General features: G+C 71.7%; 9 protein-coding genes. 2 read left to right on the forward strand and 7 right to left on the reverse strand.

The genetic code is table 11. From position 1 onward, the window contains the following. Positions 1–467 precede the first annotated feature (467 nt). Positions 468–1,211: an IclR family transcriptional regulator gene (locus ACFY0U_RS17860; RefSeq protein WP_388637170.1), complete on the forward strand. Its 744-nt coding sequence runs from the start codon at positions 468–470 to the stop codon at positions 1,209–1,211. Between the two features lie 40 nt (positions 1,212–1,251). On the opposite strand, the gene ACFY0U_RS17865 is transcribed toward ACFY0U_RS17860, so the two are convergent. From ACFY0U_RS17865 to ACFY0U_RS17880, 4 genes are read right to left on the reverse strand one after another with little or no spacing between them, the layout of a single operon-like run. Continuing rightward, positions 1,252–1,605: a cupin domain-containing protein gene (locus tag ACFY0U_RS17865; RefSeq protein ID WP_388636284.1), complete on the reverse strand. Its 354-nt coding sequence runs from the start codon at positions 1,603–1,605 to the stop codon at positions 1,252–1,254. Between the two features lie 11 nt (positions 1,606–1,616). Beyond that, entirely contained in the window at positions 1,617–3,056 is a 1,440-nt protein-coding gene (locus ACFY0U_RS17870) for an NAD-dependent succinate-semialdehyde dehydrogenase (protein ID WP_388636286.1), read from the reverse strand. Next, on the reverse strand, positions 3,053–5,947 hold the full coding sequence (locus tag ACFY0U_RS17875) for an FAD-binding and (Fe-S)-binding domain-containing protein (protein ID WP_388636288.1): 2,895 nt from the start codon (positions 5,945–5,947) through the stop codon (positions 3,053–3,055). Before ACFY0U_RS17875 ends, ACFY0U_RS17870 begins: the two co-directional genes overlap by 4 nt. After that, the gene (locus ACFY0U_RS17880) at positions 5,944–7,212 is read right to left on the reverse strand and encodes an aspartate aminotransferase family protein (protein WP_388636290.1); all 1,269 of its coding nucleotides are present in this window, start codon (positions 7,210–7,212) and stop codon (positions 5,944–5,946) included. The genes ACFY0U_RS17875 and ACFY0U_RS17880 overlap by 4 nt, the downstream gene beginning before the upstream one ends. Positions 7,213–7,457: 245 nt before the next feature. Between ACFY0U_RS17880 and ACFY0U_RS17885 the strand changes: the two genes are divergently transcribed. After that, on the forward strand, positions 7,458–9,086 hold the full coding sequence (locus ACFY0U_RS17885; protein WP_388636292.1) for a PucR family transcriptional regulator: 1,629 nt from the start codon (positions 7,458–7,460) through the stop codon (positions 9,084–9,086). Between the two features lie 60 nt (positions 9,087–9,146). On the opposite strand, the gene ACFY0U_RS17890 is transcribed toward ACFY0U_RS17885, so the two are convergent. The 3 genes from ACFY0U_RS17890 to ACFY0U_RS17900 form a co-directional block, all read right to left on the reverse strand. Next, positions 9,147–9,389: a DUF5302 domain-containing protein gene (locus ACFY0U_RS17890; RefSeq protein ID WP_388636294.1), complete on the reverse strand. Its 243-nt coding sequence runs from the start codon at positions 9,387–9,389 to the stop codon at positions 9,147–9,149. 54 nt (positions 9,390–9,443) lie between these two features. Continuing rightward, positions 9,444–13,304 carry a glycoside hydrolase family 2 TIM barrel-domain containing protein gene (locus tag ACFY0U_RS17895; protein WP_388636296.1) on the reverse strand — a complete coding sequence of 1,287 codons (3,861 nt, stop codon included), beginning with the start codon at positions 13,302–13,304 and terminating at the stop codon, positions 9,444–9,446. Between the two features lie 172 nt (positions 13,305–13,476). Beyond that, positions 13,477–15,366: an ABC transporter ATP-binding protein gene (locus ACFY0U_RS17900; RefSeq protein ID WP_388637173.1), complete on the reverse strand. Its 1,890-nt coding sequence runs from the start codon at positions 15,364–15,366 to the stop codon at positions 13,477–13,479. Between the last annotated feature and the right edge of the window lie 86 nt (positions 15,367–15,452).

The following is a 15,452-nucleotide window of genomic DNA, read 5'->3' on the forward strand; positions in this document are numbered from 1 at the left end:
GTGGACACATGAGCCGCCCTCTCCTCGCCCTCCCGCTGGCCGCCCTCCTCGCCACGACCGCCTGCTCCGCCATCGCCACGGACAAGGCGCTCCCCGCCAAGAAGGGCCCCCCCCCCCCCCCCCCCCGCCCCGGCCCCCCCCCCCCCCCCCCCCCCCCCCCCCCCGACCCTCGGCCTTGTGGCGTCACGGCAGCCACCGCCCTGTGTCCGACCGGGGGAGGGCCGGACACAGGGCGGCCGCACCACGCGGCACGGCAGGCCTGGTCAGGGTCCTACCGCTGTCCATCGCCGCGGGGAATCGGGGCACCCGGCACACCTCTCATCCGGCCCGCCGACCGGCCGAATCCAGCAGCATGCCGCATTGTGGAACGCTATGCTAGAATCCGGCACGGATCATGACCGTCACTCCGTGCTGGAGTCGAGAAGTGAACACCAGGAACCCACGGGTCTGAGGGGCATCGAATGGAAATGAAGAGCGTCACCAGGTCACTGCGGGTTCTGGAGGCCGTGGCCCGACATCAACCCGTGACGGTCGGGGAGTTGACGAGAATCTTCGGGCTGCCGAAGTCCACCGTGCAGCGCACGCTGGTCACCCTCAACGAAGCGGGCTGGCTGCGGGCGAACCGCAAGGACACCACCCGCTGGGAGGTCGGCGCCCGCGTCCTGGCCGTACGACCCGCCGCCCTCCAGGGCTCCAGCCTGTTCGCCGCAGCCCGCGAACCCATGATCCGGCTCCGCGACGCACTCAACGAGACCATCCACCTGTCGGTACCGGACGCCCTGCAATGCATGGTCGTCGTCGACCGCGTCGACTGCGACCACGCCGTACGCACCTTCCACGCCATCGGCGACACCTCACCCCTGCACGCCACCGCCACCGGGAACGCCGTCCTCGCCCATCTGGGCAAGTCCGAGATAGCAGAGGTCACCGCGGGGACGCTGGAGGGCTACGGCGAGGAGACCATCACCGACCCGGAGCAACTGCGCGCGGAACTCCACCGCGTGCGAGAGCGTGGCTACGCCGTCAACCACAACCAGTACCTTCAGGGTGTCTGCGCGATCGCGGCACCCGTGCTCGACGGTGAGGGCACACCGCTGGCCGCCGTGGCCGTCTCCCTGCCCGACTCCCGCTTCGAGCCCGGCCGACTGCCCGAGCTGGGTCGGCTGGTCGCCGAGACGGCGGCGGAGATCACCAGCCGGCACCTGGCCTGACGACGGTCCCGGCCGCTCTGTGCGCGGTTGAGCGAACGCATCACTTCACGATCACGTAGATCTTGCGCACGGTTTCGATGGTCTTCCAGACACCGACGAAGCCCGGCTTCATGACAAAGCTGTCGCCTGCCCTGTAGACCACCGGCTCGCCACCTTCCGGCGTGAGTTCGACGATGCCGGCGAGGATATGACAGAACTCGAAGGTCTCGCCCTTGATCGAGCGCGTCTCGCCGGGCGTCGCTTCCCACACTCCCGTATGGATCATTTCCCCGCGGGTGACGTCCTGGGGCCAGGTCAGGAACGCGGGGTCGCCGGAGACCAGACGTTCCGGAAGCGGGCCGGACGCGTGCGGCGCGAAGGTGGGACGGGTGTCGATGGTCTTCAGGAACGTCATGCTTTCCACCTTCAGCTCACCGGCACCGCGAGGTACTGGTACTCCAGGAACTCGTCGATTCCGACCCGGCCGCCCTCGCGGCCGAGCCCGGACTGCTTGACGCCGCCGAAGGGTGCGGCCGGGTTGGACACGAGACCCGTGTTCAGCCCCACCATGCCCACCTCCAGCCGCTCGCTGACCCGCAGGGCACGGTCGAGGCCTTCGGTGAAGACGTAGCCGACCAGGCCCCAGGGGGTGTCGTTGGCCCGGCGGATCACCTCGTCCTCGTCGTCGAAGGTGAGGATCGCGGCGACGGGGCCGAAGATCTCCGTGTCCATCAGGCGGCTTGTGGGATCGACGTCGGCCAGCACGGTCGGCGGGTAGAAGCAGCCGGGGCCTTCGGGGGTACGGCCCCCGACGAGCACCCGTGCACCGCGTTCCACCGCGTCGGCGACCAGCTCCTCGACCTTGGCGCGTCCCGTCCGGTCGATCAGCGGGCCGACATCGACGCCGTCCCGGGTGCCGGGGCCGACGACCAGCGCGTCCATCCGCTCGGCCAGCCGGCGCCCGAACTCCTCCGCCACCGACCGGTGCACGAAGAAGCGGTTGGCGGCCGTGCACGCCTCGCCCATGTTGCGCATCTTGGCGACCATCGCGCCGTCCACCGCCTTGTCCAGGTCGGCGTCCTCGAAGACGATGAACGGCGCGTTGCCGCCCAGCTCCATCGAGGTCCGCACGACCGCCTCCGCGCTCTGGGCGAGGAGCAGTCGCCCCACGGCCGTGGAACCGGTGAAAGACAGTTTGCGCATCCGCCCGCCGCGCAGGAGCGGTTCGCACACCTCCCCCGCACGGGAGGTGGTGACGACGTTCAGCACGCCGTCCGGCAGCCCGGCCTCCTTGAGGATCGCGGCGAGCGCCAGGCTGGACAGAGGGGTCTGCGGGGCGGGCTTGAGCACCATCGTGCAGCCGGCGGCGACCGCCGGGCCGATCTTGCGGGTGCCCATCGCCAGCGGGAAGTTCCACGGGGTGATCAGCAGGCAGGGGCCGACCGGGCGACGCGAGAGCAGCATGCGGTTGCGGCCGTCGGGCAGGGTGGCGAGGCCGCCGTCGATACGGACGGCCTCCTCGGAGAACCAGCGGAAGAACTCGGCGGCGTACGCCACCTCTCCCCTGGCCTCGGCCAGCGGCTTGCCCATCTCGGCCGTCATCAGGTGGGCGAGTTCGTCGGTGCGCTCGACGATGATCTCGTAGGCGCGGCGCAGGATCTCGCTGCGCGCCCGGGGCGCCGTACGGGCCCACTCCTCCTGCGCCCGCACGGCCGCTTCCTCGGCGAGTCCCGCGTCCTTCGGGCCGGCGTCGGCCACGTGGCAGAGGATCTCGCCGGTGGCGGGGTCGTCGACGGGCATGGTGGCGCCGTCCGAGGCGTCCACCCAGGCGCCACCGATGAACAACTGCGTGGGTGTGTCGGTCATGAGTTCTCTCCTGGTTGTCCGGGTCGGTCGGCGGCGGGGTCGAGCAGTTCCGCGAGGTGCAGGGCGCGGATGCCCCGGTCTCCGGCGAGGTGGTCGATCTGGGTGGCACAGCTGAAGCCGTCCGCGACGACGACGGCCGATGTACGCGGGTCCACGTCGTCGAGGCGTGGCCTCAGGGCGAGGTCGGCGACGGCCATCGAGGTGTCGTAATGCTGTTCCTCGAAGCCGAAGTTGCCGGCGAGCCCGCAGCAGCCCTCGGCCTCGTCGACCTTCCGTACGCCGAGGCGGCCGAGCAGGTCGCGGGGGTGGCGGCCCTTGAAGGTGGCGTACTCGTGGCAGTGGGTCTGCAGTACGACGTTGTCCGGCAGCTCCGGTGGCGCCCACCCGGGTGCGGCGAGGTCGGTCAGGGCTCCGGTGAGGGTGTGGACGCGGGCCGCGACGCGCCGGGCGGCGTCGGTGCCGAGGAGTTCGGGCACGTCACGCCTGAGCGCCGCGGCGCAGCTGGGTTCGGCCACGACGATGGGCCGGTCGTCGCCGTTGTCCAGGCGGGCGACGGTGCGGGCCATGATGCGGCGCGCGAGCGACAGCTGGCCGGTGCTCACCCAGGTCAGGCCGCAGCACAGGTCGTCCTGTGCCGTGCAGGGGATACCCGCGTCGGCGAGTACCCGGCTCGCGGCCCCGGCCACCTCGGGGCGGAAGGCGCGGGTGAAGCTGTCGACGAAGAGCAGGGCCTTCGCCGGCTCGCCGGTCCTCGCCGTGCGCAGGGCCTTGCGCAGCGCACGGCGGGAGGCGAAGGCAGGGATACGGCGCTTGGTGGTCACGCCGCCGAGGCGCGCGAGGAGCTTGCCGAGGGGGCCGCGCAGCAGCGCGTTCACCGGGCGGGCCGCGTACCCGACGAGCTTGGACGTCAGGGGCAGCCAGCCCAGGGAGTAGTGGGAGCGGGGTCTGACTCTGCCCTTGTAGTGCTGGTGCAGGAACTCCGCCTTGTACGTGGCCATGTCGACGCCGACCGGGCAGTCGCTGGAGCAGGCCTTGCAGGACAGGCACAGGTCGAGGGCGTCACGCACCTCCGTGGAGCGCCAGCCGTCCTGGACGGTTCCGCCCCGCACCATCTCCTGGAGCAGACGGGCCCGGCCCCGCGTCGAGTCGTTCTCCTCCCCCGTGGCCCGGTAGCTGGGACACATCACGCCGCCGGCGTCGCTGCGGCAGCGGCCGACACCGACGCAGCGGCGTACCGCTCCCGCGAAGCCGTCCTCGTCGTGGGGAAAGGTGAACGTCGTGTCCACGAGCGGGAGTTCACGCAGCGCGAGGTCGGCGTCGAGCGGCGCCGGGTCGACGATCACGCCGGGGTTGAGCAGCCCCTCCGGGTCGAAGAGCTCCTTGAAGTCGGCGAACGCCCGGATCAACCGGTGGCTGTACATGACCTCCAGCAGCTCGCCCCGGGCCCGCCCGTCGCCGTGCTCGCCCGACAGGCTTCCGCCGTGCTCGACGACCAGGGCGGCGGCCTCCGTCAGGAACCGGCGGGTGGCGGCCCGCCCGGTGTCCGTGGCGAGGTCGAAGTCGATGCGCACGTGGACGCATCCGGCGCCGAAGTGCCCGTACAGCACGCCGGTCAGGCCGTGCGCGGCCAGCAGCTTGCGGAAGTCGCGCAGGTAGGCGGCCAGATCCTCGGGCGCCACGGCCGCGTCCTCCCAGCCGGGCCAGGACTCCGAGCCGTCGACGAGCCGGGCGGCGAGCCCGGCCCCGTCCTCGCGCACCCGCCACAGCGAGCGCCGTTCGGCCGGACTGTGCACGACCCGCCCACCGGTCATCCGGCCCTGTGCCCTGAGCGCGTCCAGCAGTTCGTCGGCGCGGGCGTCGACGGCCGCCTGGTCGTCGCCGTCGAGCTCCACGTACAGCCAGGCACGCCCCTCGGGGAGGCCGGTGACGGAGTCCGGGCCGCGCCGGGCCCGCATGGTGGCGACGATCGCCTCGTCCATGCCCTCCACGGCGGTGGGGTGCCGGCGCAGGATCTCAGGGACGTCCTCGGCGGCGTCGACCACGTCGTCGTAGCCGAGGGTGAGCAGGGTGGAAGCCTGTGCGGTCGCCACCAGGCGGACCGTCGCCGCGGTGACGACCGCACAGGAGCCCTCGGTGCCCACCAGTGCGCGGGCCATGTCGAAGCCGTGCTCGGGCAGCAGGTGGTGCAGCTGGTAGCCGGAGACCTGGCGCGGTACCCGGCCCAGCTCGGTGCGGATCGACGCCAGGTTGCCGTCGATCAGGCGGCGCACGTCCGCTTCCAGAGCGGCGATCCGCTGCACGGCGTCCGTGTCGTCCGGGTCGGCGGCCCGCAGTCCGGTGCGGTCGGCGACGGCCCGCACGCCGCCGGCGGTCACGATCTCCAGCGCCTCGATGTGCCCGCTGGTGCGCCCGTGCCGCACGGACCGGTTGCCGCAGGCGTCGTTGCCGATCATGCCGCCGATGGTGCAGCGGCTGTGCGAGGAGGGGTCGGGGCCGAAGGCGAGCCCGTGCGGGGCGGCCGCGGACCGCAGCGCGTCCAGGATCACGCCGGCCTCGACGCGCGCGGTGCGGGCCACCGGGTCGATGTCCAGGATCCGGTTCATGTACCGGGAGAAGTCCAGCACGACGCCGGGCCCGACGGCGTTGCCCGCCATGCTGGTGCCGCCGCCGCGCGCGGTGACCGGGATGCCTGTCTCCCGGCAGGCCCCCAGCACCGCGACGACGTCGTCAGCGCTGCGGGGAAACACCACGGCCCGCGGCGGGACCCGGTAGTTGGAGGCGTCGTAGGCGTAGAGACCGGTGGATCCGGGGCCGGTCTCCACCCGCAGGCCGGGAGCGGTCTCGGCGAGCCGCACGACCAGCGGCTCCAGGGCCGTGGTGGGGTCCGTCATCGCCCTGCCGCTCCCGATGCGCCGGCCTCGACCGCGGTCGCCCACGCCTGGAGGCCCTCGTCCACCGCCGTCTCGTCGATGACGAGTGCCGGGATCATGCGGACGACCTGGTTCCAGGCGCCGCACAGCAGCAGGAGCAGGCCCTGCTCGACGGCGGCGCGCTGGACTCGGGCGGCCGTTTCGGGGTCGGGGCTGCCGTCCTCGGTGACGAACTCGGTGGCGAGCATCAGTCCGAGGCCGCGCACGTCGCCGATGCCCGGCGTCCGGTCGGCGACCGCCTCCAGGCCCTGGCGCAGGCGCTTGCCCATCGCCTCGGCGTTCTCGACGAGCTTCTCGTCGCGGACGACGTCGAGGGTGGCGCAGGCCGCGGCGCAGGCCACGGCGTTGGCGCCGTACGTGCCGCCCTGCGAGCCGGGCCAGGCCTTGGTCATCAGCTCCTCGGATGCGGCGATGCCCGACAGCGGGAAGCCGCTGGCCAGGCCCTTGGCGGTGACGAGGATGTCGGGCGCGACGCCGAAGTGGTCGTGGCCCCAGAAGCGGCCGGTGCGGCCGACGCCGGTCTGCACCTCGTCGGCGATCAGCAGGAAGCCGTGCCGGTCCGCCCGCTCCCGCAGCCCTTCCATGAACGCGCGGTTGGCGGGCACGTACCCGCCCTCGCCGAGCACCGGCTCGACGATGATCGCGGCCGTGTCGGCGGGCGAGGAGATCGTCTGGAGCGTGTAGTCGAGCTCCTTCAGGGCGAAGCGGGTGGCGGTCTCCTCGTCCCAGCCGTACCGGTGGGCGGACGGGAAGGGGGTGACGACCACGCCGCTCATCAGCGGGGAGAAACCGGAGCGGAAGCGGGTGCCGGAGGTCGTCATGGAGGCGGCGGCGACGGTCCGGCCGTGGAAGCCGCCGTGGCAGACGACGATGTTCGGCCGGCCGGTGGCCTGGCGGGCCAGGCGCAGCGCGGCCTCGACGGCCTCACTGCCGGAGTTGGTGAAGAACAGGCTGTCCAGGCCGGTCGGCAGCACCTCGCCGAGCTTGTCGACGAGGCGGCGCAGCGGCTCGTGCATGACCGTCGTGTACTGGCCGTGGATCAGCGTGCCCACCTGCTCCTGCGCCGCCGCGACGACCTTGGGGTGGCAGTGCCCGGTGCTGGTGACACCGATGCCGGCGGTGAAGTCGAGGTAGCGGCGGCCGTCCTGGTCGAAGAGGTGGACGCCCTCGCCCCGGGCCGCCACCACGGGCGTGGCCTGGCGAAGGTGCGGCGACAGTGCGGTCATGTTCGTCTCCCGGCCTCGGTGCTCGGTCTGATGCGGTCTCCCGAGCATCTCCGCGGGCGAGAGGTGCGCCAATGCGCGATCTGTCCGGCCGGGAGGCGACATCCGGACGATGTGTCAGCCGCATCGGGGACATGGCGGGTGATGCTCGCTCACGGACCGCACTTGCGCTGGTCAGCAACGCTTGTCACAGTGGCCGGGCACTCCCGGGCGCTGGGCCGTGCTCGGCAGGGACCCCATGGAGACATGTGAACGACAACCACCCGGCCGGCCATGGGCCCACCCGTGAGGTCACCGTGGCCGACGTCCTGGCTCTTCCGGTCCTGGCCGCGGGACAGCCCGAGGTCGTCACCGGCGTGCCGCATCTGGACCGGCCGGTCAGATGGGTCCACATCACCGAACTGACCGACCCCGCGTCCTTCCTCAAGGGCGGCGAACTCGTCCTCACGACCGGCATGCCGCTTCCGGAGGACGCGGCCGGTGTGCGCCGCTACGTGGACGAACTGGCCGGCGTCGGGGCCGCGGCGCTGGTCATCGAACTCGTACGCCGCTACCACCGCCCGCCGGACGCGCTGGTCGACGCCTGCCGCGTGCGCGGTCTCCCCCTCGTCACGCTCGCCAAGGACGTCAACTTCCTGGAGGTCACCCAGGTCGTGCACGCCCTGCTGCTCGGCAACCAGGCGGACGCGATGCGCCGCACCCAGCGCATCCACGAGGCGTTCACCGCCCTGACCCTGCGCGGCGCCGGCCCTGAGGACGTTCTGCGTGCGGCGGCGGAGATGAGCGGCCGCACGGTCGTCCTGGAGAACCTGGTGCACCAGGCCCTGATCTGCGAACCGTCCGGACTCACCGTCGAGGAGGCACTCGCCGACTGGGAACCGCGCTCCAGGGCGACCGGGTCCGGCGACACCACGGCGATCCGCGGCCCGGAGGACTGGCTCACCGCCTCCGTCGAGTACCAGGGTGAGCGCTGGGGTCGCGTGGCGATGCTCCCGGCGCGCTCCGACGGACCGGCGTTCGGGCCGGAGGACGTCACCCTGCTGGAGAGGACCGCGATGGCACTGACCGTCGCGCGCCTCATCCACCCCACCCCATGGGAACGCACCGCACACCGCAACGCCCTGCTCGACCTCGTGGAACAGCGCCACCGCTCCGTGGAGGACGCCCGCGCCCGCTGCGCCGCCCTGGGCCTGCCGACTGATCGCGGCCACTTCGTCGCCGCACTGGTGGACCTACATGCGGGGAAGGGCGGCGGAACCGAGACCGAGTCCCGTCTGTTGCAGGAGCTGAGGACGGCGGGCGTGCCGGCCCTCGTCGGCGAACTGGCCCCCGACCGCATCGGCATCCTGCTGGCTCTGCGCGCCTCCCAGCCCTGGCGTCCCGTCGTCGAGCGCCTGTCCGGCACGGTACTGGGCCTGGCCCCGGAAGCGGTCGTGAGTGTCGGCTCCGAGGTCACGGACCTCACCGACACCGCCCGTTCGTTCCGTGCGGCGGCCCGCGTCGCCGAGGCCACCCCGCCCGGCCAGCCCCTCCCCCCGGACCGCTCCTTCCACGAGCTGTCCGACATCGGCCTGCGCCGCCTGCTGTACGCACTGCGTGAGGACCCGCGTGTCCAGGAGTACACCGAACGGCAGCTCCGGCGCCTGATCGACCACGACGTCCAGCACGGCACCGACCTGCTGACGACCCTGCGCCACTACCTCGACGCGGCAGGCAACAAGACCACCGGCGCCCGCCGGGGCGGCCTCTCCCGCGAAACCCTGTACCAGCGGCTGCGCACCATCGAGCGCCTCCTCGCCCGCGACCTGGAATCGGGCGACCAGCGCACCGAGCTCCACGTGGCTCTCACGGCCCTGGATGTGCTGCGAGCCGGCTGACGCGGAATCCCGGTGCGGGACGGAGGGCACGCGACATCGGCCGCGTGCCCTCCGGTCGGCTCAGCCGCCGCTCTTGCGCCGGAACGACCGCTGGCTCGCGGCCGGGCCGTGGGCCGCGCGCACCTTCGACGCGTCGGGGTTGGCGGCGACATCGCCGGCGTCCGCCTGCGCGCCGCGCTTGCGGGCCAGGGCTTCGCGGAACTTGCGCTTGAGGTCGTAGTTGCCGTCGCCGTCCGGCGCCACAGGGGACGTCTCGGGGGTGGCCGGCTCCGAACCTTCCGGCGATACGGGCTCTGCGGTCATGGTGACCTCCTGGTTCGGGGTGGGGAACACAGCTTGTCATGCCGCGGCGCCGGGTCACTCCAGGCCGGTGGGCCTCCGTGCCGCCCGCATCGCCTCGTCCGGGTCCGTCAGCGGCCGCAGCCGGTAGGTGTAGGCGTAGTCGCGGTCGGCGAACAGCTTGTACTCGTCGTGGGTGTGGGCGCCCCAGCTGTTGTCGCCGCCGACGCCCATCTGGTGGTGGCTCAGGCGCAGGACGACCTCCTTGCGCGGGGTGAGCTGGTAGTCGTGGCGGGCCCCGACCGAGAGGTCCTCCGGGGTGAGGTGGGAGGCGTTGACCTCCAGGAGCGGTTCACCGCTGACGAGCAGACCGGGGCCGTCGCCGCCGGTGAGGGCGATCCAGCGGACGTCGGTCTTGTTGCCGCTCTCCTGGGGGCGCAGATAGGAGGTCCGCTGGCCGGTGACGGTGCCGGAGTAGAGGCCCACGTCGGTGGCGTTGTTGCGGTCCCAGTGGTTCTCCTCGGGCCCGCGGCCGTAGTAGCGCAGCTTCTCCAGCCGGGCGGGCAGGAACAGCAGGGTTCCCACCTCCGGGATGTACGGCAGCGAGGAGGCTCCCGGGTGCAGGGTGTTGTCGACCTTGATCTCGCCGTTCCCGAAGACCGTGTAGGTGGTGGTGTACGTCGACTCGGTGGTCGTGGGCAGGGTGCCGGCGACCTTGATCACGACGGCCTTGTCGCCCAGGGTGCTGACGACGACGTCCGTGACCTCGCGGCCGCTACCGGCGTCGCGCCAGGTCTGGTTGCGGGTGTGCTGGCCGTTGCCGCGATCGTTGTCGGTGGGGGCCCGCCAGAAGTTGGGGGCGGGGCCGGAGGAGATCAGTTCGGCGCCTCGGGCCCGGAACGAGGTGATGACGCCGGTCTTCTTGTCGACGGTGACGGAGAAGCCCTTGCCGATGACGGTGACCGTCGCGTCGGCGTCCTTGTGACTCAGTGCCGGGACGCGTGCCAGGGGCAGGGGAGTCACTGCGGGGCTGTCGGTGTCGACGGCGAGCTGCTGCCGGGCCACCTCGAAGCCCGCCTTGGCCCACTTCGTGGTCTGCGTGGTGGTGAAGGACAGTTGGAGGAAGTACTCCGTGCCCGGCGCCGGGTCGTCCGGTATCTCGAAGGGCACGGTGATGTCCTTGCTCGACAGCGGCGCCAGGTCCAGCTGGGCCCGGGTCAGCCTGCCGCGCCGGACCACCTCTCCGTCGGCGACGAGTTCCCACCGTCCGTCGAACTCACGGAGGTTGGTGAAGAGGTACTCGTTGGTGAGGGTCACCGCCCCCGAACCACCGGACGCCCAGGCCGCGTCGATCGCCTGGTAGACCCGCTTGACCTCGGCGGACTTGCCGGTGAGTCCGCGGTCGGCGGTGACGATGCCGTCGCCGGAGAAGGCCCCGTCGTTGGGGTTGTCGGCCCAGTCGCCGCCATAGGCGTAGAACGTCCTGTCGCGGGGCCGCTGCTCGGTGAGGTCGACGGTGGCCGCGTCGAACCAGAACCGCACGCCGTCGTCACCGGGTCCCCGGCCGGTGGAGGCGAGGTCGGCGGCGCTCAGCGCGCGGGCGTACACCCGGGCCCGTCGGATCGTGCCGCTGAACTCCCGGGTCGGGTTGTCGACATCGGTGGCCAGGGCCAGGGACGCGGTGTTGTTCGAGGGGCGCCGGGTGGTGGTGCGGGTGGCCCGTATCGCGCCGTCGACGTGGAGGGCCAGGGTGCCCGCGTCCGCGTCGAAGACGCCCGCGACGTGGTGTTCGCGGCCGGTCCAGTCGGCCGGCAGCGCCCAGCTCGCGCTGATCCACTGGCCGCCGCCGTAGATGAAGAACTCCAGGTTCCTGTCGGTCTGTTTCAGGGCGTACTGGGTGTCGCCCTTGGCGAGGATCGGCTGGTGGGAGCCGGTCACATGCGGGGTGACCCAGGCCTCCAGGGTGAGGGAGCCGGTGAGGTCGAGACCCGGGTCGCGGGCGAAGACGGTGCCGCCGGAGACGCCCTCGGCCCGGGTGAAGGTGCCGGCGGCGGCCTGGATCTCACCGCGCACCGCGGCGGGTCCGGACTCGGTGAACCGCTTGCGCGTCGGAGTGGGCCATTCCAGGGCCTGGTCGACGAAGTCCCAGATCCAGCCGCCCTGGAGGACGTCGTGGCGGCGGACGATGTCCCAGTACTTCTTGAAGTTGCCGTTGGAGTTCCCCATGCCGTGCGAGTACTCGATCATCACGTACGGCCGGGTGTCGCCGGTGTCCCTCGCACGCGCCTCGACGCGGGAGGGGCTGTCGTACATCTCGGAGCGGATGTCGCTCATGCCCGGGCGGTCGTCGCCCTCGTACTGGACGACCCGGGTGGTGTCGTAGGACGTGATCCAGTCGTACATGGCGTTGAAGGTGCTGCCGCCGCCCGCCTCGTTGCCGAGCGACCAGATGACCACCGAGGCGTGGTTCTTGTCGCGGTGGACCATGTTGCGGGCGCGGTCCACGCAGGCCGCGGTCCAGTCGGCGTGGTTGCCGGGGTACTCGCCGCGGATGCCGTGGGTCTCCAGGTTGGTCTCGTCGACGAGGTACAGGCCGTACTCGTCGGCGAGTTCGAGCCACTGCGGGTTGTTGGGGTAGTGCGAGGTGCGGACGCTGTTGATGTTGAGCCGCTTGATGATCTCGATGTCCTCGACCATGTCCGCGCGGGTGAGGGCGGATCCGTGGACCGGGTGCATCTCGTGGCGGTTGGTGCCCCGGAAGGAGACCGGTTGGCCGTTGATGCGCATCAGGCCGTCCTTGAGCGCGAACTCGCGCAGGCCGACGCGGTGGGAGAGGGTCTCGATCACCTTGCCCGCCGGGTCGCGCAGCCGGAGCACGGCGGTGTAGAGGTCGGGGTGTTCGGCCGACCACAGGCGCGGCCGGGGCACGGCCTTCGCGGCCTGTACGGTCTCCTCCTCGCCGGGGTCGAGGGCGACGGCCTGCTGGAGCGGTCGGGGCCACACCGGGTGCCCGCTGGGGTCGTACAGCTGGGTCTCGACGGAGTACCGGCCGCCGCCCTGGCCGCCGTAGTCCCGCACGCTCGCGGTGACCGACAGGGCGGCGGACTTGTAGTCGTCGCTCAGCGGGGTGTCCAGGCGGAAGTCGCGCAGGTGCACGGCGGGCGTGGAGTACAGGTACACCGAGCGGAAGATGCCGCTCAGCCGGATCATGTCCTGGTCCTCCAGCCAGTCACCGTCGGAGTAGCGGTAGACCTCCACCGCGATCTGGTTGGTGCCCGGCTTGAGGTGCGGGGTGATGTCGTACTCGGCGGGGTCGTAGGAGTCCTCGTGGTAGCCGACCAACTCGCCGTTGATCCACACGTAGTGGGCGGACTTGACGCCCTCGAAGTGGAGGAAGGTCCGCCGGCCCGTCCAGTCGCGCGGGACCGTGAAGGTGCGGCGGTACTGGCCCACGGGGTTGCGGCGGGTCGGTGCGGCCGGTGGCTGCGCCTCCTCGCCCAGGCCGTTGGGGCCCCACCAGGGGTAGGTGATGTTGATGTAGATGGGACGGTCGTAGCCGTGCAGCTGCCAGGCGGAGGGCACCGGGATCGTGTCCCAGTCGCTGTCGTCGACGTCGGCGCGGTAGAAGTCCGTGTCGCGGTCGTCGGGGCGGTCGGCGTACGCGAACTTCCACTTGCCGTCGAGGCTCAGCCGGTACGGGGAGCGGGTGCGGTCCGCGGCCAGGGCCTGTCTCACGTCCGCGTACGGCATGAGGGTGGTGTGCGGTGGCTCGGAGCCCAGCCGGAAGACGGCGATGTTTCCGTTCCACTCGGGAGTGTCCGCCGCGTCGGCCGCTCGTGCCGCGGTGATCGATCCGGGCAGGGCGAGCGCGCCGAGGAGAGCGGCACCTCCCTCCAGCAGACGGCGGCGGCTGACGGGCGACACGGGAAAGTGCGACATGACCGTGGCCTTCCTCGGGACGACAGTGTGGGGGCACTGCTGGAGTGAGCGTCAGATCCTGTTCGGTGCTGTTGGGAAACCGAACGCACACTAGGTCGCCGCTCCGAGGGAGGCAATGATGTTGTCGGTCTTTGTGTGAACCTGCGGGGTTGACGTGTCGCGTGCGACTGCCCTATGCGGCCGCCTCGATCTCCGGGACGTCGCCCGGTCGCTCCTCGAACTGTGTGCGGTACAGCTCGGCGTAGCGTCGGCCGGCCGCCAACAGCTCCTCGTGCGTGCCCCGTTCCACGATCCGTCCGCCCTCGACCACCAGGATCTGGTCGGCCGCCCGGACCGTGGACAGACGGTGGGCGATGACGATCGCGGTCCGTCCTTCCAGGGCTTCCGTGAGGGCCTCCTGGACGGCCGCCTCCGAGGTGTTGTCGAGGTGGGCGGTCGCCTCGTCGAGGATGACGACGCGCTGACGGGCCAGGAGCAGCCGGGCGATGGTCATGCGCTGGCGTTCGCCGCCGGAGAGGCGGTAGCCGCGTTCGCCGACCACCGTGTCGAGGCCGTCGGGGAGGGAGTCCACCAGGGCGTCGAGGCGGGAGCGGCGCAGGGCGTCGCGGAGCTCGGCCTCGGTGGCCTCCGGGCGGGCCAGCAGCAGGTTGGCGCGGACCGTGTCGTGGAAGAGGTGGCCGTCCTGGGTGACCATGCCGAGGGTGGCGCGCAGCGAGCCCGCGGTCAGGTCGCGGACGTCGGTGCCACCGATCCGCACGGCGCCCTCGTCGACGTCGTACAGCCGCGGGAGCAGTCCGGCGATCGTCGACTTGCCCGCGCCGGAGGAGCCGACGAGGGCGATGGTCTGGCCCGGTTCGGCGCGGAAGGAGATGCCCTTGAGGACCTCGTCGCAGCCCCGGGTGTCGAGGGAGGCGACCTCCTCCAGGGAGGCCAGGGAGACCTTGTCGGCGGACGGGTAGCCGAAGCGGACGTCCTCGAACTCGACCGCGACCGGCCCCTCGGGGGCGTCGACGGCGTCCGGCTTGTCCTCGATGAGCGGCTTCAGGTCGAGCACCTCGAAGACCCGCTCGAAGCTGACCAGGGCGCTCATCACCTCGACGCGGGCTCCGGCGAGGGAGGTGAGCGGGGCGTACAGCCGGGTCAGCAGCAGCGCGAGGGAGACGACCGCGCCCGGTTCCAGGGTGCCGCGCAGGGCGAACCAGCCGCCGAGGCCGTAGACGAGGGCCAGCGCCAGGGCGGAGACCAGGGTGAGGGCGGTGATGAACACCGACTGGGCGGTGGCCGTGCGCACGCCGATCTCGGCGACCCGGCGGGCGCGGGCCGCGAACTCCTCGGACTCCTGCTCGGGGCGGCCGAACAGCTTGATCAGTGTGGCGCCGGGCGCCGAGAAGCGCTCGGTCATACGGGTGCCCATCGCCGCGTTCAGCGCGGCCGCCTCCCGCTGCATCCGGGCCATGCGGCGGCCCATCCGGCGGGCCGGGATCACGAAGACCGGCAGCAGGACCAGCGCGAGCAGGGTGATCTGCCAGGACAGGGTGAGCATGACGGCGAGGGTCAGCAGCAGGGTGACCAGGTTGCTGACCACTCCGGAGAGTGTGTTGCTGAACGCCCTCTGCGCACCGATGACGTCGTTGTTGAGTCGGGAGACCAGCGCTCCCGTACGTGTCCGTGTGAAGAACGCGACCGGCATGCGCTGCACATGATCGAACACAGCCGTCCGCAGATCGAGGATGAGCCCCTCGCCGAGCGTCGAGGACAGCCGCCGGCCGAGGATGCCCAGCGCCGCCTCGGCGACCGCGATGAGCGCGATGAGCAGGGCGAGTCGTACGACGGTGCCCTCGTCGTCGCCCGTCACGATCGCGTCCACGACGTGTCCGGCGAGCACCGGGGTCGCGACGGCGAGCAGCGCGGTCGCCACCCCGAGCGCCACGAACTGCGCGATGCGCCTGCGGTGCGGTCGGGCGAACGCGCCGATGCGGCGCAGCGTCGCGCGGGCGAAGGGCCGTGTCTCCTGCTCGGCGTGCATCACGCTCTGCAGCTGTGTCCAGGCTGTGGTTTCCATGCTCATGGGAGCGAACTTAGGACCTCAAGCGTTGTTGAGGTCAACAACCCCCGGACGTCCGTCCCCAGGACGTCCCTCCCCCGGCG

This window comes from Streptomyces sp. NPDC001536 (genome assembly GCF_042894505.1).
Classification (GTDB): Bacteria; Actinomycetota; Actinomycetes; order Streptomycetales; family Streptomycetaceae; genus Streptomyces.

What these genes read in the sequence shown, in the direction of transcription:
- ACFY0U_RS17880 (WP_388636290.1), bottom strand. Translation starts at nt 7,212, where the DNA reads ATGACCGCACTGTCGCCGCACCTTCGCCAGGCCACGCCCGTGGTGGCG.
- ACFY0U_RS17890 (WP_388636294.1), bottom strand. Translation starts at nt 9,389, where the DNA reads ATGACCGCAGAGCCCGTATCGCCGGAAGGTTCGGAGCCGGCCACCCCC.
- ACFY0U_RS17870 (WP_388636286.1), bottom strand. Translation starts at nt 3,056, where the DNA reads ATGACCGACACACCCACGCAGTTGTTCATCGGTGGCGCCTGGGTGGAC.
- ACFY0U_RS17875 (WP_388636288.1), bottom strand. Translation starts at nt 5,947, where the DNA reads ATGACGGACCCCACCACGGCCCTGGAGCCGCTGGTCGTGCGGCTCGCC.
- ACFY0U_RS17860 (WP_388637170.1), top strand. Translation starts at nt 468, where the DNA reads ATGAAGAGCGTCACCAGGTCACTGCGGGTTCTGGAGGCCGTGGCCCGA.
- ACFY0U_RS17865 (WP_388636284.1), bottom strand. Translation starts at nt 1,605, where the DNA reads ATGACGTTCCTGAAGACCATCGACACCCGTCCCACCTTCGCGCCGCAC.
- ACFY0U_RS17895 (WP_388636296.1), bottom strand. Translation starts at nt 13,304, where the DNA reads ATGTCGCACTTTCCCGTGTCGCCCGTCAGCCGCCGCCGTCTGCTGGAG.
- ACFY0U_RS17900 (WP_388637173.1), bottom strand. Translation starts at nt 15,366, where the DNA reads ATGGAAACCACAGCCTGGACACAGCTGCAGAGCGTGATGCACGCCGAG.